General features: G+C 68.7%; 16 protein-coding genes and 1 pseudogene. 10 read left to right on the top strand and 7 right to left on the bottom strand.

What is annotated here, in order from left to right; genetic code table 11:
* Nucleotides 1–51 precede the first annotated feature (51 nt).
* A complete protein-coding gene (locus J7E89_RS39800) occupies nt 52–1,143 on the top strand; it encodes an IS630 family transposase (RefSeq protein WP_214981344.1) in 1,092 nt (363 codons plus the stop codon).
* A gap of 234 nt (nt 1,144–1,377) precedes the next feature.
* On the opposite strand, the gene J7E89_RS39795 is transcribed toward J7E89_RS39800, so the two are convergent.
* The 4 genes and pseudogenes from J7E89_RS39795 to J7E89_RS42595 form a co-directional block, all read right to left on the bottom strand.
* The gene (locus J7E89_RS39795; RefSeq protein WP_214981342.1) at nt 1,378–2,994 is read right to left on the bottom strand and encodes a cation acetate symporter; all 1,617 of its coding nucleotides are present in this window, start codon (nt 2,992–2,994) and stop codon (nt 1,378–1,380) included.
* Entirely contained in the window at nt 2,991–3,515 is a 525-nt protein-coding gene (locus J7E89_RS39790) for a DUF485 domain-containing protein (RefSeq protein WP_214981340.1), read from the bottom strand. The genes J7E89_RS39795 and J7E89_RS39790 overlap by 4 nt, the downstream gene beginning before the upstream one ends.
* A 1,011-nt stretch (nt 3,516–4,526) precedes the next feature.
* Nucleotides 4,527–4,880: a DUF1801 domain-containing protein gene (locus J7E89_RS39785; protein WP_214981337.1), complete on the bottom strand. Its 354-nt coding sequence runs from the start codon at nt 4,878–4,880 to the stop codon at nt 4,527–4,529.
* Between the two features lie 17 nt (nt 4,881–4,897).
* A pseudogene (locus J7E89_RS42595) lies at nt 4,898–5,098 on the bottom strand (hypothetical protein); the annotation flags it as partial.
* Between the two features lie 386 nt (nt 5,099–5,484).
* On the opposite strand from J7E89_RS42595, the gene J7E89_RS39780 reads away from it, so the two are divergent.
* The 3 genes from J7E89_RS39780 to J7E89_RS39770 all read left to right on the top strand — a co-directional run bounded on the left by J7E89_RS39780 (nt 5,485) and on the right by J7E89_RS39770 (nt 8,216).
* On the top strand, nt 5,485–5,676 hold the full coding sequence (locus tag J7E89_RS39780) for a hypothetical protein (protein ID WP_308315773.1): 192 nt from the start codon (nt 5,485–5,487) through the stop codon (nt 5,674–5,676).
* Nucleotides 5,677–6,682: 1,006 nt separating this feature from the next.
* Nucleotides 6,683–7,357, top strand: a complete 675-nt coding sequence (locus J7E89_RS39775) for a polysaccharide deacetylase family protein (RefSeq protein ID WP_374196996.1) — start codon at nt 6,683–6,685, stop codon at nt 7,355–7,357.
* 391 nt (nt 7,358–7,748) lie between these two features.
* Nucleotides 7,749–8,216: a DUF6083 domain-containing protein gene (locus tag J7E89_RS39770; RefSeq protein ID WP_308315772.1), complete on the top strand. Its 468-nt coding sequence runs from the start codon at nt 7,749–7,751 to the stop codon at nt 8,214–8,216.
* 206 nt (nt 8,217–8,422) lie between these two features.
* Here the strand turns inward: J7E89_RS39770 and J7E89_RS39765 are convergent, their stop codons facing one another.
* A complete protein-coding gene (locus J7E89_RS39765; protein ID WP_214981333.1) occupies nt 8,423–9,283 on the bottom strand; it encodes a hypothetical protein in 861 nt (286 codons plus the stop codon).
* A gap of 375 nt (nt 9,284–9,658) precedes the next feature.
* Here J7E89_RS39765 and J7E89_RS39760 point away from each other — a divergent pair, with 375 nt between their 5' ends.
* Nucleotides 9,659–9,892, top strand: coding sequence for a hypothetical protein (locus J7E89_RS39760; protein WP_214981332.1), 234 nt, complete (start codon nt 9,659–9,661; stop codon nt 9,890–9,892).
* A 179-nt stretch (nt 9,893–10,071) separates the two neighbouring features.
* Here the strand turns inward: J7E89_RS39760 and J7E89_RS39755 are convergent, their stop codons facing one another.
* Nucleotides 10,072–11,058, bottom strand: coding sequence for an LLM class flavin-dependent oxidoreductase (locus J7E89_RS39755; protein WP_214981331.1), 987 nt, complete (start codon nt 11,056–11,058; stop codon nt 10,072–10,074).
* Between the two features lie 351 nt (nt 11,059–11,409).
* On the opposite strand from J7E89_RS39755, the gene J7E89_RS39750 reads away from it, so the two are divergent.
* The 4 genes from J7E89_RS39750 (at nt 11,410) to J7E89_RS39735 (ending at nt 15,468) form a co-directional block, all read left to right on the top strand.
* On the top strand, nt 11,410–12,132 hold the full coding sequence (locus J7E89_RS39750) for a response regulator transcription factor (RefSeq protein WP_214981330.1): 723 nt from the start codon (nt 11,410–11,412) through the stop codon (nt 12,130–12,132).
* Nucleotides 12,116–14,212, top strand: a complete 2,097-nt coding sequence (locus J7E89_RS39745; protein ID WP_214981329.1) for an ATP-binding protein — start codon at nt 12,116–12,118, stop codon at nt 14,210–14,212. Before J7E89_RS39750 ends, J7E89_RS39745 begins: the two co-directional genes overlap by 17 nt.
* Nucleotides 14,213–14,327: 115 nt before the next feature.
* On the top strand, nt 14,328–14,747 hold the full coding sequence (locus J7E89_RS39740; RefSeq protein WP_214981328.1) for a hypothetical protein: 420 nt from the start codon (nt 14,328–14,330) through the stop codon (nt 14,745–14,747).
* 85 nt (nt 14,748–14,832) lie between these two features.
* Entirely contained in the window at nt 14,833–15,468 is a 636-nt protein-coding gene (locus J7E89_RS39735; RefSeq protein WP_214981327.1) for a class F sortase, read from the top strand.
* Nucleotides 15,469–15,703: 235 nt separating this feature from the next.
* Here the strand turns inward: J7E89_RS39735 and J7E89_RS39730 are convergent, their stop codons facing one another.
* Complete coding sequence (locus tag J7E89_RS39730; RefSeq protein WP_214981325.1) at nt 15,704–15,949, bottom strand: hypothetical protein; 246 nt, start codon at nt 15,947–15,949, stop codon at nt 15,704–15,706.
* A 203-nt stretch (nt 15,950–16,152) separates the two neighbouring features.
* Here J7E89_RS39730 and J7E89_RS39725 point away from each other — a divergent pair, with 203 nt between their 5' ends.
* A complete protein-coding gene (locus J7E89_RS39725; RefSeq protein WP_214981324.1) occupies nt 16,153–18,234 on the top strand; it encodes a SpoIIE family protein phosphatase in 2,082 nt (693 codons plus the stop codon).
* The last annotated feature ends 38 nt before the right edge of the window (nt 18,235–18,272 follow it).

Below are 18,272 nucleotides of genomic sequence, written 5' to 3'. Positions count from 1 at the left end.
CTAACAAACCACCGCTAGTGACCTGAGTCGGAGATTCGTCGTTGGTTTGGTATGAGTCGTCCGGGTCCGAAGATTCCGCCGTTGTCAGTGACCGATGCCCAGCGGGCTGTTCTGGAGGGCTGGGTGCGTCGGCGTACGACGGCCCAGGCTCTGGCCCAGCGGTCGCGGATCGTGCTGGAGTGCGCCGAGGGGCACTCGATCATGGAGGTGTCACGCCGGCTGGGTATCACTGCGGACACGGTCCGCACCTGGCGGCGGCGTTTCCTGGAACGCGGTCTGGACGGCCTGTCTGACGAGCCACGGCCCGGTGTTCCGCGGAAGATCACCGACGCGGATGTCGAGCGGGTCATCGTCAAGACGCTGGAGGAGAAGCCGAAGAACGCGACACACTGGTCGACCAGGTCGATGGCGGCGGCCACGGGAATGTCACAGTCGGCGATCTCGCGGATCTGGCGGGCGTTCGCGCTGGCTCCGCACCGGTCGCAGACCTTCAAGCTGTCCACGGATCCGCTGTTCATCGACAAGGTCCGTGACGTCGTGGGCCTCTACCTCGACCCGCCGGAGAAGGCCCTGGTCCTCTGCGTGGACGAGAAGTCGCAGATCCAGGCCCTGGACCGGTCCCAGCCCGTGTTGCCGATGGTGCCCGGCGTTCCCGAACGCCGCAGCCACGACTATGTCCGGGCCGGCACCACCACCCTGTTCGCCGCTCTGGAAGTCGCCACCGGCAAAGTGATCGGCTCCCTCCACCGGCGGCACCGGGCCGTGGAGTTCAAGAAGTTCCTGGCCAAGCTCGACAAGGAAGTGCCCGCCGGCCTCGACGTGCATCTGATTCTCGACAACTACGTCACCCACAAGACGCCCGCGGTGAAGCAGTGGCTTCTGGCACACCCGCGCTTCCACCTGCACTTCACGCCGACGAGTTCGTCCTGGCTGAACCTGGTGGAGCGATGGTTCGCCGAGCTCACGCAGAAGAAACTCAAGCGAGGTGTCCACCGCTCCGTCCAGGCCCTCGAACGAGACATCCGGGCCTGGCTCGCCGACTGGAACGACCAACCGAGGCCCTTCATCTGGACGAAGACCGCCGACGAAATCCTCGACAAGGTCGCCGCTTACTGCCGACGAATCTCCGACTCAGGTCACTAGTTTTGGGGCCTTCTCATGCTCTGTTGTCCGCGGAGACCCAACACGGCATGGTCCGCGAATGTCTCGAGCCTGGCCGCTTTTTGCCGCCTTGAGCAGCGCCTGCGCCCCAGCCTTCTCGACGGGTTTCCTTGCTCTGCATCCTTGCTGAGCATTCGTGACGCGTCGCTGAAGACTGTGAATGGGCGCCCGGCCTCCTGACGCGCCGGGCGCCCTTCCGGTGCGGGGGTAGCGGGCTCAGGAAGCGTTGCCGCCCGCCGTCGCCGGTGTGCCGGCCAGGATCGTCGGTTCCAGCTCTTCGTAGCGGCGGCGCTGGTCGGCCGCGTCCCGGCCGTAGAGGACCGTGGCGAGCCAGCCGGCCAGGAAGCCGAGCGGGACGGAGACAATGCCGCTCGTCGTGAACGGGAACCAGTTGAAGTCCTGGTCAGGGAAGATGGACTGCGGTGATCCGGACACCAGGTTGCTGCCCGCCGTCAGGATGATGCTGGCGGCGGTGCCCACGATCAGGGTGGCGAGCAGGCCCGTGCGAGTATAGCGGCGCCAGAAAAGGCTGTAGACGAGCGCCGGGGCGATCGCGGATGCGCCGACGCAGAAGGACAGGGTCAGGAGTGCCTGAAGGTTCAGGTGCCGGGCACCGGCCGCGAAGGCGATCGCGATGAGCCCTACGCCCGCCGCGGCGGCCCGGGCGATGGCCATCTCCGTGGAGTGCTTCAGGGCCGCCTGGCGCAGCCCGTGCGCGATGAGGTCGTGCGCCAGTGTGTTGGCGCAGGCGAGCGTGATCCCGGCGACCGAGGCAAGCAGGGTGAGGAAGATCGCCGTGGCCACCGCCGTGAACAGCAGTGTCTCCACCGTGTTCGGATCCGTACCGATGAGGGCCTGGCTGACCATCAGGAACGCCGTCTGGCCTTGTGGGTCACCGGCGACAAGACCTTCGTGCCCGACAATCGCGGCCGCGCCGAAGCCGATCACGGCAAGCAGCAGGCAGGTCACGACGACAGTCGAAACGGCCCAGGACAGCGAGCGCCGCACGGCTGTCGCACTGCGCGAACTGAACATGCGCATCGTGATGTGCGGCAGCACCGCCGCGCCCATCACAACCGTCAACTGTGTGCCGATCATGTCGAAATCGTCGCCGCCGAACTGCAGCCCGGAGGCGAGATACGCGTCTCCCGCCCCGCTCCCCTTCTTGGCGGCATCCAGCAGCACGGGCAGGCTGAAGTCGAACCGATTGAGGACGAGCACCGCGATGGCGGTGGCCGCGCCGAGCAGGACGACGGTCTTGACGATCTGGATGAACGCGGTGCCCTTCATCCCGCCAATCGCCGCGTACGCGATCATCAGCAGGCCGAGGAACACGATCGCCCCGGTCTTGAACCCGTCGCCGTGGAAACCGAGGACGACGGCGAGCAGATCACCCGCGCCCGCGAGCTGGAAGATCACCAGCGGCAGCAGCGCGGCCAGGGTGACCATGGAGGCGATGATCCGCACGAAGGGGCCGGGGGCACGGTGGGTGAAGATATCGCCCATCGTGAACCGGCTGGCGTTGCGCAGAGGTTCGGCGAGCAGAAACATCATCAGGACCAGCGACAGCACGGTGCTCAGGGTGAGCGTGATGCCGTCGAAACCAAGGAGCGCGATGATGCCGATGGTGCCGAGCACGGTGCCGGCCGAGATGTAGTCACCGGCGATGGCAAGGCCACTCTGTACGGGCGACAGCGAGCGGTAGCCGGTGTAGAACTCGCCCAGGTCCTCGTGATCGGGCCCGGTCATCACGCACACCAGCAGTGTGACCGTGATGACCGCTATGAACGCGACCAGCGACATGGTCTGGGCGTCGGAGCTGAACTCGGTCATGACCGGCCGCCTCCCATGGGCCCGTCCGGCCACTGCCACTGCCCTTGCCCCACGGGGTACGCGGGGACATCCGCCCGGGAGCGGCCGCGGAGCCGGGGACCGCGGGTTTCCTGTGCCGCTTGCAGGGTCTGCTCCCGGATGGTCGCCGACAGCGGGTCGACGCGGTCGCGTGCGATGCGCTCGTACAGGGCGATAGCCGCGAGCGCCACCGGCAGCTGGCAGAGCCCGAGCACCAGGCCGATGTTGAGCCCGCCGGTGATCTCGCTGGTCATCAGCCCGGGTGTGAAGGCCGAGAGGATGAGGAAGAGGACGAAGTACGCGAGTGCGGTGAACGTCGAGACGCGGCGCAACTTGCGGTATCCGGAGTGGAGCGCGTCGAGGTCACCGTGAGGGCTGTGCGGGTGCTGCTGCTCGCGGTGGTCTTCATACAGCGGCGGCGGCGCGTCCCAGGTCTGCGCGGCTGCGTCCCTCCAGGCGTTGCGGGAGGGGGGTGGGTCCGGGAAGGGGTGTTGGTACGACATCGACTTGCTCCTTGGCGCCGCGGGGAGGCGGGCGTGTGGTGCCGGGCAGTGGGCGCATGTTACTCACGGGTAGGGCGATGGTGTAAGAGGCGTTCCACGGACTGGATGGCAGCGTCGGCAATCCCCCGGGCGAGCGGGAACGAGCCCCAGGCTCTATGGCCAGGCGACCCGGAATACCGCCGCGCCGGACCGGCGAAGCCCGCCACCTTGCGCCGGCAGCACCAAGTAGGGCTTGGGGCTCTGGGTCCCCGTCCCTTCCGCTCGCTGTCGCACGCGCAGTCCGAGACGAGTCCAAGGCGCCAGCAGCGCCGCCCCGTCCCGGTCCACACCGCGGAACGCTGAGCAATGGTCGGATGCGGGCCCCCCGTCTGCCCAGTCAGGTCACCTTCCGCAACCACGTTCGTACGGTGAGTCGGCCTCCTGACGGAACTGGCAGAGTTAAGATTGCTGGGCCCACGGCACCTTCGCACGTACGCGGGCCCAGCAGTCCGCCTCGCGTGGCCAGACCCGCTCTCAGCTGCGCCAGTCAGGTGGGGGCGAGGTGGCGTTCCAGGGGTGTGCGAAAGCGGGGGGTGATGGGTGTGCCGGCGAGGAGGTCCTGCAGGCGGGCGGCCTGCGTTCGACGGCGGTGCTGCCGTCCTGGCCGATGTCTTCCAGCAGGCGTCAGCGGAGGGCACCGTCTTGGCGTGGCCCAGGCGCCGATGATGCGGCCGTTCCACCACAGGGTGGGGCCGATCGTCCAGAATCAGGGGTGGCATTGCGCCCGCGCCGCACTGTCAGGGTGCGCCGTTGCTGCCGGCGAAGAGCGTGCGCGAGTACGGAGCGACAGTCAGTACGGCAAAGGGCCCGGGTAAAGCGCAGTTGGCCTTCCAGCGAGGCGTGCAGGCCCTGACGCAGTGGGTGGAGCAGGGAGGCAAGGACCGGCCAGGCATTGATGCGGAACTGCATGGTGCGGGTGGTGTTCAGTGCGTTAGGAATGCGTGCCAGGCCCAGAGCCTGACATGAAACGGATCACGGCCTCTCTGCCACAAGATGCTCGACCACGCGCGTGATGAGGGTATAGGGCACGGGCTCGTTCAGCGGGAACTTCAGCGTCCCCTTGCCTGACCGGTACGGTTGGATGTCCCGCTGGAATTCTCTGTCGCCCTCGGGCACGGGATAGACGCTGACGTGCTGCTTCCAACCAGCGAAGTACACGAGGTTCCGACCATTGAGCGTGACCGCCGGAATCCCGTAACTGATCTTCTCGCCCACGCCCTCCGGCGCCGCCTCGTGAATCGTGCGCCGGACTCGTTCGAGGATGCCCCGCACGTCCTGGGGGAACGAGGCGATGTAGTCGTCGACGGTTGCGAATTGTTCTGCCACTGCAATGCCTTTCGTTGTTACGACGCCACGCGGCCCTGCGCCGAGCTCACTTCGTCAACCTGCCCGCACCTCGCTGGTCGGTGCCACCGCCAGGTCCAACCGCAGCATTTTCGACCAGGACGGGTGAATCCGTAGACCTGTGCGAGCCGGCCGCTGGACAGTGACTGCCCGTTCCACCGGGTCACCCGGGGGTCGACTGCCACAGCGGCGGCAGCCCGCCGACATAGGACGCGGTCGGTCTTGGCGAGGTCGCCGACGAACCAGACTCGGGTGGGTGTCCTGGTTGTACTGGGCGGTGCCGTCGGTCGTCTCGTCACCAGCCCGCCTTGCTTGCGGGATGGCCTGGTGGCTGGTGATCGCGTGGTCTCCACCGCCAGCCGTAGCTCGGTCAAGGGGAATCGCCCAGTCCCGTCGGCACTGTTCAAGGTGCGATGGGTTCATGGCGCAGACCATTGCGAAGTGTCGATCTCGCGGGGTCCGGTGGGCCGCATCCGGTCCCGTTGCCCCAGGTCCACAACGGATGCGGAAGCGGCAGGGTACGGCGGATCGGAATCCCGTACGACGAATTAGCGCCTCGGTGAGCGAGTTCTCCAGGGCTGGGCATGTGGCGCGAGACAGTTGCCGAACGCCCGGCCTTCCACCTCCGCCGAAACAGCGCGTCGACGTCTTCGACTTCCGGCTCACCGAGGACCAGATGTCCCGGATCACCACCCTGGACACCGGTACGTCGCTGTTCTTCGACCACCGCGACCCGGCCATGGTCAGCCGGCTCGGCACGACCCGCCTCGACGACTGACCCAGCCCGCAGACTCGCAGTGCGCCATCACTGCCGACACGCGTCCCCGCCGCCGCAACCGGGCAGCAGCTACAGAACGGGTCCCGAGGCTCAACGAACCTCCATCACTTCACGTCACACCACACCAGATCGATCCCTAGGACACCGTGCCTGTCGACGGCGTTGGGGGCCGCCGGGGCAACGGAGCGGAGGTGTCCGCGGTTCTTCGCCGTCGCCCTGGTTGCATTCGCCGATGACCCGGTCCCCCTCGATCCGACCCGATTGCTGGTCGCCGATGCCGTGCTGTCCGTGACGATGGCCGCCGAGGCGGCCGCCAGCCGGTGGCCGGCCGTCTCCACCGTGTCGCAGTGGGAGTTCGCTTCCCGCGCCCTCGGCGGACAGCTCTGGCCTGCCCATCTCCTGCCAACTGAGCAACATGAGCCGCCACACCAACACCAAGAGCCCGGCGGCCCACCGGCTGCCGGGCTCCATTCACATCACTTCGACTCCACTGACACCGTCGAGTACGTGTTCATCTTCAACGTCGCGCAACGATCACGACCCGCAGGAGAGCCTCAGGCGAGTGCCGGACTCTGCGCCATTGTGAGAGACGGGCGGAGCATCCCCCGTGTCCGCAAGGACCCGGAGCTCGTTGTCAGCCCGTGACACGACGGAGCTTGGCGGCGGCAGCACTGCTTGTGTCGGCCGCGCCCCCTCGCCCGCCCACAACGCCCCGCGTCTGGCGGACTTCTCCACCCGCCGTTGTGTCCGACCTCGTACCGCGGGCTTTACCGGCCAAAAGGGCCGTGGCCCGGCCCGCGCCGAGTACGTGATCGTCTTCACCGGCGGCGACGGTACGCCGTGCTGCGATGACAGGCGCCATGGAAAGGGAGTGACCGTAGTGGAGATGGGACGACGCGCTGCGTTGGCATCGCTGGTGGCCGCGGGGCTCGCCCCGCGTTGCCGCGCTGTAGCGGCGGAGCGCACGGTGCAGCCCCCGGGTGCCCTTCTCGCGGGGCCGGCCACTATGCCTGGAGAGCACGAGGGCCCTCGCCTGCCGGATGCACTCCTCGGCGATGAGATCCGCCTGATGCCCACGTCCGGAAGAGTCATGGCACTCACCTTCAATGCCGCATGGGACGAAAGCGGGATCGACACCGTCCTGGCCGAGTTGCGGCGGCGGAAGGTACCCGCCACCTTCTTCCCGACCGGCCAGTTCGCCGACGCCCATCCGGCAGCCGTTCGCGCCATGGCTGCCGCACACGGCCTCGGCAACCATTCCTACAGCCACCCCTATTTCGACCATCTCAGCACCGCGGAGCGTTCGGACGAAGTTTGTCGCGCGGATGCGGCGATCCGTAACGCGTCAGGTACTGAGCCCCTGCCGTTCTTCCGTTTCCCCTACAGCAGCACCACCGCAGAGTCGATCGCCGACATCAACGACCTCGGCTACGCGGCGATCGAGTTCACCGCCGACACCAACGGCTACCTCGGCCCGTATGGCGGCATGAGTGTAGCCAAGGCGGTCAAGCGGGCAGTTGACGCCTTCACTCCTGGAGCGATCCTGCAGATGCACGTCGGAAGCACCGGCGACGACATCGTCATCGACGCCCAAGCGCTCCCCAGGATCATCAACGCAGCCCAAGCCGAACGCTACGAGATCATCGACCTCCGCCAACTCCTCACCCCAGCAGCCGGCTGAAAGCCCCCTGCCAGCCAGTGCACTCTCTGTCCCCCTCCATGCCGCGTCGAGAGGGCCCCACGCTCCCCAGTGCAGGGCCCTCACTGCCTGCCGTCTCCCCACGCCCAACGGCGTGCTGCACGACTGGTGAGGCGGTGTTCCGGTGTTCCGGTCGCCGACACCGACGGCTCGTACGCCCTTACGAGTTGACGGCGGCGGCAAGGATGGGCCGCCGGACTGTCGGGGCCGAAAAGTGGTCTCTTCCAGCTCGGTTCCGGCCGGGTGAGTTGTGGGTGTCGCGCCACCAGGAGCACCGTGGGGCGTCTGGTAGCGCACCAGGCAGCAATGGCCTCGCCGGTACCGGCCGGATCGCGCCCTACCCGCCGCCCGTACATGCCCGGACCCTGACGTTATGGGGGACACAGGAAACGCTCAGCCCTGCCCGGACAGCCCTGACCACCAGCCCGGACGCCACTGCTCAGACCCGGAGGTGCAAGCGATGCTCGAAGGGGCCACTGCCCCCGGGCCACCCGCACCCGCCACCTGTGAACACTGCGACCTGCCCCAAGACCGCTACCCAACCCTCTACCCCGGCAGTTGGGTGTTCCTAGAGCCCCGCAGTGCCGTCCCTGCCCATCACCTGCCACCCCGCCGACGCTGGTTCATCACCCCGGACGGCGTCGCCTGGAACCTGTGGGACGCCGAACCCACACCCGGCGCCGTGTGCCGGATCGTCCACCGCCTCGTCTGCCCCCACCTCGAACCAGAGGACCCGTGGCCATGGGGGACCGCCCTTCGTCTCGAGAACGGCCGGCGGGCGCAACGACTGTTCAACGTGCCGGAACTCCCGGACCTGCGGGGTCTGCCGGACGCCGGCTGACCACAGATTCGGCCCGGACCGTTCTGGTTCGCGGCGCAGCTGTGCTTCCAGCCGACCGGTTCGCGCACTTGGCGGTACCTCGAGCCCGCCACACCGTGCTCCGCGGACCAAAGGGAGAGGACTGGTATGGCCAGGCGCAGACGACCGGGAGGTTCACGTCGAGCGGGATGCCTGTGGCTCGCTCCCGAAGCATGAGCCCCAGGGATCTACTCCCCGAAGTCCTCCCATTGCCCTCTGACCACTCCGTCGGCGTCCGGTACCACGGCGCACAACTGGGAGAGTACCGAGTCGCTGAGCATGAACGCATAGCCCTCGGCCGTCACTTCGGCGAGACAGTCGGCGCCGAACGAATAGGCACAGTAGGCCAGTTGCCCCGGTACTAGCGGAGCCTCGAAGGCGGTGAAGCCGTCATCCAGCAGATCTGCTCGGAGCCGCAGGTCCGGGTCGGCCACAACGCAGAGCAGGGACCGGGGCGAGACGGCCTGCGCTACCTCCGAGCAATTCTGTGAGTTCAACCGAAACCAACGGTAGCCGAAAGCCCCGTGCGCCCAGCGCTCGCACAGCAGGGTCACCTCCTCCCCGAGGCCGGCACGTACCGCAGCCCAGAATTCGCTGTCCGCGGCGGTATCGACAAGTGTCGACACCTCGGTCGGCTCGGGGTCCACGGTGCACCAACCGATGCTCAGATCACGGCTGCGGAGCCCATCCAAATCCACGGTGACTTCCGGTCTCACGGAGAGGTGTATGGCGCCGTCCCATCCCGTCTCGATGCGAATCCCCGCCCCGGCGAGGCTGCAGTAGGGGCCGTCCCCCGCCGCCATCCCGACAACAAGATTCAGCGCTTCCGCGGGATCGACCTCCACGCCGTTGCGGAGCCTCCCGTTGCCGTCAGGCAGCGGCTGGCCGACGTACAAAGCACCGACTTCGAGGGTCTCCGTACGGCTGGCCTCGATCATCATTCCGATCGCACTGCGCAGCTGCGAAACGTAGGCACCCCATCCCTGTGCCTCGGCCAACTCGGATCGCATGCTCTCGTCACGAGGGCTCAGAACGATTTCCAGGGGCATTCTGCTTTTCCTCACCCGAAGGGCTGGACCATTGGTGCTCTGCGTCTGATTCAACGGCCGTCGGCGAGAGCCAGGTATGCGAGCCCGGACAGAGAGCACGAGCGCCTGGTCGTGCAGAGCATGACTGCCGATCAGACCGAACAATGCCTGGCATCCGTGTTCGATGTCCAACCCGTTCTCGGCCCCCCGCAGGCTTGGCCTTCTGCCCAGCCCCATGGGAGGGACACCGCCGAGTGCCGATCTACAGCGTGGGCCTGGACCTGCCCGAGTCCTTCATGGAACACCCGACCATCGAAAAGCGCCTGTGGGCCCTGACCGAGGCTCGCCCTCCCCAGACGCGCTGACCACCACGTCATCACCACCGACGGAGCCGGCATGGGGATCGTGCTCACCACGGCCCCGATGCTCACCGTCGGCCTGGGCCTGGGCCTGGGCATGGTCGGCGCCGCGCTCGCCGACCTCACCTTGGGCAAGGTGGCCCACGACCACGCCGGCTCCGCCTCTGGCCTCTTCAACACCTCAACACAGCTCGGCATCGCGCTCGGCACTGCCCTGACCACCGTGGTCCTCTTCGACCAGCTTCAGGTGGGCCCCGCGGCCCCGCGATAAAAACTGCCTTCGCCGGGAGTCTCTGGTACGTCATCGGAGCACTGGCCGCCATGTGGGCGCTGATGTTCCTCCTGGTCCGGGCCGGTCGGCGGGTGCCGTCCGGAAGGGACCTGGCTCTCCGGTCGGCCGGTCAAGCCAGGTCAGCGGGTGCAGGCCGTGGCGGGGCCAGTCCCAGCTTCCTACGGTGCTGTCATGGCCTCGGAGTATTTCTTGATGAGTTCGTAGGAGTGAATGCGGTCGCGAAGGTCGTACACGGGTGTCGTCAGCATCAGTTCGTCTGCTCCGGTCTCACCAACCAGTTCTGTGAGCCGGTGTACGACGGTCTTGGGTGTCCCGACGGCTTGCTGTGCACGGAAGCCGGCCAGCGCCTCTCGCTCCTGCGCCGTGAAGGGGTGGCCGGCCGCCTCCGCGGGTGTGGGAAAGGGGGTCTCACTCAATCCTTTGAGGAGCCCGGCTTTGATGACTTCCATCGGTCCGACTCGCCACGCGGCTTCTTCCTCCGTGTCGGCACACACCGCCTCCACGCACAACAGCACCCGAGGTTGCTCGCACCAACGGGATGGGGTGAACGCCCCCCGGTAACGTTCGAGTGCCGCGAGGGTGTTGTCCGGTCGGATGTGGTGTGCGATGGCGATCGGCAGGCCGAGTTTCGCGGCCAGAGCGGCACCTGCGGTGCTGGAGGCCAGCAGCCATGGCTCCGGCAGCGGGTCAAGTGCGACTTCGTCGACCAGAAAGGACAGGATCGCGGCTACGTCGCCCTCGTACTCCGCATCCGTCGCTGGTGCGACTCCGCGGCGAAGTGCCCGTGCGGTCGCCTCGTCAAAGGTGCCAGGACCGCGGCCGATGCCCATGTCGATGCGGTCCCGGTGCAAGGCGGCCAGCGTTCCGAACTGCTCCGCCAGCGTGATGGGTGCGTGGTTGGGGGCCAGTACTCCGCCCGAACCGACACGAATGACCGAGGTCGAAGCGGCGGAGTGCGCGGTCAACACGACTGGCGGGAACGCGCCGATCGCGGGCGAGTGGTGGTGCTCGGCGTACCAGATCCGGTGGTAGCCGAGCCGTTCCAGTTCCTGTGCAAAGGCCGCGGTGTCCCGCAGGGTATCCACGGCTCGGGCGCCCGTTTGGACCGTCGCGACTTCCAGCGCTGAAAGAGCTATGTCGACCATGTCGCCAGCATAGAGCGGGCGTTGTCGGGATGTGGTCCACCACGATGCCAGACCAGGCCAGAGCGGCGGCGAGCTGCTCACGCTCATCGACCGCGAGCTCGTCCGCAATCCACAAGATCCACTCGAATCGGGCCGCGACTCTGCCGGCCGCTTTCAGTCGGGGCGTGCGCCGCTCGGCGCTATGCCCCCCCGCGTACTGTTCCGCCACATCCAGGAGTTCACGCCCGCGGGTCGCCGCAATCCCGAGATCGCGTCGGTCCTCAAAGGAACAGGCCCCTCACGCCTTCCGCTTGCTCGAACCGGCCCTCATGCCCCGGCCCTGGCCAACACGCACGGTCTACGATCGTCCGTGTGTGCGCAAACGTGATAGTCGCGGAAGGCGACGCGAAGCAGGCCGAACTCGTCCGCCGCTACCTGGAACGCGAAGGGCACGCGGTCACGGTCGTCGGGGACGGCCTCGCAGCACTCGAGCAGGTCCGGCACCATGCTCCCGACCTGCTCGTCCTGGACGTGATGATGCCGCGGGCCGACGGACTGGATGTCGTACGTGTACTACGTGCCGAGTCGCGTGAGTTGCCCGTCCTCATGCTCACCGCCCGGACCACCGAGGACGACCTGCTGCTCGGACTGGACCTGGGCGCCGACGACTACATGACCAAGCCGTACAGTCCACGCGAGCTGATGGCACGGGTCCGTACGCTCCTGCGGCGCACCCACCGGAGCCGGGAGCCGGCTGACGATCACGTGCTGCGGGTCGGGACCCTCGTTGTGGACCCTGTCCGGCACGAGGTGTCGGTCGGCGGCGGGCACATCGAGTGCACGCCGGGTGAGTTCCGAATCCTCGCTGCGATGGCCGCCGAACCCGAACGTGTCTTCACCCGGCAGCAACTGCTGGAAGAACTCCACGGCTTCGGCCGGTACATCAGCGACCGCACTGTCGACGTGCACGTCATGAATCTGCGGAAGAAGACCGAGCCCTCGCCGCGGCGGCCGGTCCGGCTGCTCACCGTCTTCGGTATCGGCTACAAGCTGACGGACCCCACGAAGGGCGCCCCGCGTGCGTCGGCGCACTGAGAACTGCAAGAACAGCAAGAACAGTGAGAACAGCGGGCACAGGCTGCCGCTCCGCAAGAGTCTGCTCGGCCGGCTGCTGGCCGTATCGGCGCTCGTCGCCGCGTGTTCGGTGGCCGCCACCGCCTGGCTGGCCGTGCAGACCACGTCCGGGGCGATCAAGCAGGAGCAGGGCCGGAACCTCACCGCGGACACCCGGATCTACAACACACTGCTGGGTTACGCGGCCGGGCATCCCAAGTGGGACGACGTAGAGGCGACCGTACGCCAGCTCGCGGACGAATCCGGCCGCCGGATAACGCTGACCACCCAGAACCGGGACCTCATCACCGACTCGGCGGACACGGCGGACACGGCCGGCCAGGCAACCCCGCAAGCGTCGGCCCTCCCGCCGCAGGCCTCGGCCGTCGTCGACCCCCTGTCCGTGGACACCGCCGTGTCGGCGGGGCCGACCGGTGCCGCCGGCACCGGCGTCGGCGCCACGGGCATCACCGCGGTCGGCGCCTCCGCCGACCGTGTCGACCCGCGCGCCGTCGGGCCGTTCCGGCTTCCCACCGCCGAACGTACGACATTGAAGCGCGCCGCCGACCGGGCCGTGGAATGCCTCAGCGAGAACGGGATCGCCGCCGACGTCGTCCAGGGGCCGAGCGGGCGTCCGCGCATCCAGGTCGTGGGCAACGATCCCGACCGTACGCAGGGCACCCGGTGCGGTGGGGGTGTGCTGGACGAGCCGACCGCGACCGAGAGGAAAGCACTCGGCGAGCTCAACAAGCTGGCCGACGCGTGTCTGGACCGCCAGGGCCGGGAGGGCGTGACGCTCAACCTGGATCTCGCCTGGGGTGCGGTGCCCGAGTCGAGTCCTGCCCCGAGCGTCGCGATCCCGCAACCGGTGCCCGCACCGAGCACCCGTCGTGACAGCGAGGAACGGGCCGCCGCCCCGACCGAGCGTCCGAGCGCCCTCAACGGGGATGCGGACCGGGCCATTGCCTCCTGCGTCGGCACCGCACGCCGCGAGCAGCTGAGTTCCTACGTCGCCTCCCCCGCACTGCTGTTCATCGGCGACCCGGGCGACGCCACCGTCCCGGGTTTCGACATCTCCCCCGGCAACACCGCAAAGATCGCGGGTGTCGCGGCCCTCGTCCTCGCTCTCACCGTGGGTGCCTCCGTGCTCGCCGGGGCACGGCTCGTACGGCCGTTGCACGCGCTCACGGGCGCCGCCCAGCGCATGCGGGACGGTGAGGACACCGCGCCGGTGCTGGTCACCGCGGACAACGAGATAGGGCGGTTGGCCGCGGCCTTCAACGACATGTCCGCGCACCGCACGCGCCTCGAGCAACAGCGCAAGGTGATGGTCAGCGACGTCGCGCACGAACTGCGTACCCCGCTGAGCAACATCCGGGGCTGGCTGGAAGGGGCGCAGGACGGCATCGCCGATCCCGACGCGGCCTTCATCTCCTCACTCCTGGAGGAGGCGTTGCAGCTGCAGCACATCATCGACGACCTCCAGGACCTGTCGGCCGCCGACGCGGGAGCACTGCGTGTGCATCCCGAGGCGGCGGTACGGGTCGAGGAGCTGCTCAGCCATGTCGCGGCGGCGCACCAGGCGCGGGCCGACGCCTCGGGGGTGTGCCTGACGGTGACCGCTTCGGCCTCGGAAGGTCCGGCTCTGACCGTCACCGCCGATCCGGTCCGATTGCGGCAGGCGGTCGGCAACCTGGTCTCCAACGCCGTACGTCACACCCCTGCGGGCGGCCGTGTAACGCTGCGCGCGTATGCCACTGGGTCCGGGTCGGGGTCCGGGGCCGGGTCCGGGGAAGACGGGCGATGGGTGGCTCTGGAGGTCGCCGACACCGGCAGCGGCATCGCTCCGGAGGATCTCCCGTACGTCTTCGAGCGCTTCTGGCGGGCCGAGAAGTCCCGTAACCGGCGCAGTGGCGGCAGCGGATTGGGGCTGGCGATCGTCCGTAAGCTCGTCGAAGCCCATGGCGGCACGGCGAGCGCTGTCAGTAACGTCGGAGAAGGTTCCTTCTTCACGCTGCGGCTGCCGGCCGGAGGCACCGGTGCAGCAGACCTGTTGCTATGACCACAGCGTTCTGACAGGTTCCTCATAACTTCACTCCAGTCTGTCGGCATGCCCGGCGCCTGATGCGAACCGGCATCCAGGCACCACCAACGCCGAGCTGGAATCGGAGTCATCCATGTCCCACCGTGCGACCCTGCGTACCGCACTCTTCGCCGCTGTCGCGGCCGCCGCGGTGCTCGTCCCGTCCACCGCGGCCTTCGCGTCCGACGCCACGCCCACACCCACGCCCAAGCCGGAGGCGCCCGGCGTCGAGCGGCCGGCACCCAGCGCGGTGCCCACCGTGGCCGACGAGCCGATGCCCCGGGGCGGCGTCGCCGCAGGCGACAAGCCCAGCGCCGTCCCGGAGCCCGCCTCGGAGTCCGCCTCGGAGCCGCCCACCGTGGTACCCCGTGGCGGTGTCGCCGCCGGCGAGCGCACCGCCGGTAACGGGAGCGACACCACCTCCATGTACGGGACCGCCATCGGCGCGGTCCTGCTCGCGGGCGCGGGCACCGTCGTGATGCGCCGCCGCACCGCCGCCCACCGCAACAACTGATCCGCCGCAGTGGCGCCGCCCTTCCGCGGGCGGCGCCACTGCTCGTTCCTGCCACCCTCCCTCCCCCCATCGTCCTGGAGCCACCATGTCCCGTACACAGCAAGCCATACGCCGGACCGTCACCTTGCCGGCGACCGCCTGCCTGATCGTCGCCGCCCTCACGAGTTGCTCATCCGACCCGGCGGAGGGCGGAGCCGCTGGCGAGGTGGGATCTCCCTCCAGGGCCTCCGCTGCCGCCGACAACCCGGACGCGACCACGGCGGACGACAAGACGACGACATCGGCTCCCGCCCAGGTCACCATCCCCTCCATCGGGGTGAGCAGTTCCCTGATGCGGCTGGGTCTCAACGCGGACGGCACCGTCGAGGTCCCGCCCGAGGAGAAGGGTATGACCGCCGGCTGGTACACGGGCGGTCCCGTCCCCGGCGAACCCGGGCCCGCCGTCATCATCGGACACAACAGCACCCGTCTCGGCAAGGCCGTCTTCCATGACCTCGAAGACATCGCCAAGGGCGCGGACATCGCCGTACGTAACAAGCAAGGAAAGACAGCGCACTTCACCGTCACCGGGACCGAAACAGTCAGCAAGAACGCCTTTCCCACGGCCAAGGTTTACGGCGAGAGCAAGGGCCGTGTCCTGCGCCTGATCACATGCGACGGCGCATTCGACGCCCAGGGCCACCCCGTGGACAACCTCATCGTCTACGCCACCCTGCGCTGACGGGATCCGTGGATCAGCGGACCGGCCCCCTGAGACCAGCGCCCTGGACACCCGACTTTGGCGGCCACATCCGCACGCCTCGACGGCCGCCCCATCGTGGGGCGCGTTGCCTGTCGAGCGGGGCATTCTCAGGAGGGCGTGCGGATGCTTCTCCAGCCGTGCCAGCAGAGTCCAGCTCAGCATTAATCGAAGCCGATCACCGATATGAGTCGGCGCCGAAGCCACGGAGCCAGAGTCAGGACCGACCAGCGCCGTCTCGCTCGTATGCCCGGCACGCGGACAGTAGCCGACCCGGCTGGGAGCCCTCCGGTCCGGCCGAGGGAGCGGTGACCCAACCGGTCAGGGACACCTCGGGGAAGACCACCAGCCTGACCCCGGTTGTCGTGATCACTTCCGCCTCGGCGGCGGCGTTGGCCGCGACGTCCTGGTCGGCGCAGGCGGGCTGGACGACGGCGACGGTCAGCGGTTCGGGTACACGCACTCCAGGTCATCGGGCGAAAACGGTCAGCTGTCGCCCCGTCGCCGCACGCGGCGTGGACAGGAGCCTCGGGCGCGGCCGGGGCGGTCCGGAGGGACGCAGCCGCCCGATGTCCGCACAATGGAGGCAGAGGGCCTGAGCCGCGTGCCCGGCGTGCCGTCCGCGCGGACTCGGACCAGCCGTGGCACGCGTGGAAGGGGCCGCTGGTGCCGTCAGGTCGGTCGGGGGGCGAGAAGGCTCCCGGTCCGCTCTGGTCCGAGCCCGGGACACTGCTGGAACATGTCCGGGTCGCGGTCTTCGGCATCGACGAGGACGACCGGATCTGTTACTGGGGGCCCGGAGCGCACGACCTCTTCGGGCACGACCCGGCGGGAGTGCTGTCCCGGCCGGCCGACGTCCTCTTCGCGGGTCCGCCCCAGGACGCCTCCGACTCCGCGATGTCGCTGGCAGAGCGAGGCCGCACGCTCGGATACTGGCGCGGCCGACTGCGGGCACGGCATCGGGACGGCACGGTCTTCGACTGCGGTTTCCGGGTGTTTCCGGTGACCGGAGCGGAAGGGTCGTCCGTGATCATGGCGCTGGCCAGCCGGAGCGACCAGCTCGACCGGGTGAAGACCAATCTGGCCTTCCTCGACTCCCTCTTCGAGACCTGTCCCATCGGTCTGGTCATGCTGGACGAGGACCTGCGCTACGTCCACCTCAACCAGGCGCTCGCCGACATGGACGGAATGCCCATAGCCGATCACCTCGGCCGGCGTATGGACGAGATCATGATCCCCTCGGACGGCGACGAGTACCAGCGGATGCTGCGGGCGGTCGCCGAGGAGGGCCGGCCGGTGGTGGGCGCGCTGGTGGGGGTCCGCACGCCGGGGCACCCGGACCGCGATCAAGTACGGTCCGTGAGCTTCTTCCCCCTCAGCGGGGCGGTCGGCAGCCGGCCGGGCCTGGGCGGCCTGGTGGTGGACGTGACCGACCGCGAGCAGGCGATCATGGAGGCGACCGCCGGCCGCCGGCGGCTGGCCCTGCTGAACCGAGCCGCGGCCACCATCGGCACCACCCTGGACGTGAACGTCACCGCCCGAGAACTGGTCGACGCCGCGGTGCCAGACTTCGCCGACGCCTCCGTGGTGGAAGTCGTGGAGTGGATGGACGAGCCCGAGGTGTTCGACCCGGAACGCCCACTGATCACCCGCCGGATCGCCTCCGGCACCATCCTGCCTCCGCCCGCCACCGAGCTCGTGAGCGGACTGGAGCACGTGACCTACCCGACCGGTTCCGCGATCCACCGGATGCTGGGAACGGGCAGCGTCGTCTCCGTCCAGGTGGACGACGAGTTCGTGACCCGGACCGTCCTGCACCAGGACCGCGCCCAGTTGCTGAGAGACAGCGGCCTGACCTGCATTCTCCTCGCCCCGCTCATCGCCCGGGGCACGGTCCAGGGCTTCGCCATGTTCGGCCGCTCGGCAGCCCGTCCCGCCTTCACCGAGCAGGACCACGGCCTGGCCGGTGAGCTCGCCTCGCGCGCCGCGCTCTGCTTGGACAACGCGCGCCTCTACAGCCGGGTGCACGACATCGCGCTCACCCTCCAGCGCGCGCTGCTGCCCAGCGCCCTGGCGACCAGCCCCTATGCGGAGGTCGCTCACCGCTATGTGCCCGGCAGCCACATCACCGAGGTCGGCGGCGACTGGTACGACGTGATCAGCCTGCCCGGCGGCCGGGTCGCTCTGGTCGTCGGTGACGTCATGGGGCACGGTGTGCCGGCCGCCGCCGCCATGGGACGGCTGCGCATCACAGCCAAGGCGCTCTCCCGGCACAACCAGGAACCGGGCGACCTACTCGCGGAGCTCGACGTCTGTGCCCAGGAAGCCGGCATCGAGCTGGCGACCTGTCTCTACATCCTGTACGACCCCGCCACCGGGCGCGCCCTCATCGCCAGCGCCGGGCATCCCCCGCCCCTGGTACGGCACCCGGACGGCACGGTCGAGACGATCAGCGATGTCCTGGGCGTCCCCCTCGGGGTGGGCGGCCAGCCCTTCGCGACCACCGAGACCGACCTCGCCGAGGGTGACGTCCTCGCCCTGTACACCGACGGCCTCATCGAGGCCCGCGGCCGGGACATCGAAGAGGGCCTGGACGCGGTACGCGCTGAACTATCCTGCGACTCCGGTGACTTGGAGGCAGTGGCGGACCGCATGCTGGCCAGTCTGCTGCCCCGCCCGCCCGACGACGACACGGTGCTCGTCCTCGCCCGTGTCCACCGCGCACACCGCGTCCACCCCGCCCCATAGGCCCGGCCAGGTCTGGATCTGACGGGCGTTCGCGCACC

The organism is Streptomyces sp. ISL-100 (assembly GCF_018614615.1).
GTDB lineage: Bacteria > Actinomycetota > Actinomycetes > Streptomycetales > Streptomycetaceae > Streptomyces.
Note: the sequence above shows the minus strand (reverse complement) of the source record. Positions and strands in the feature narration are given on the sequence as shown.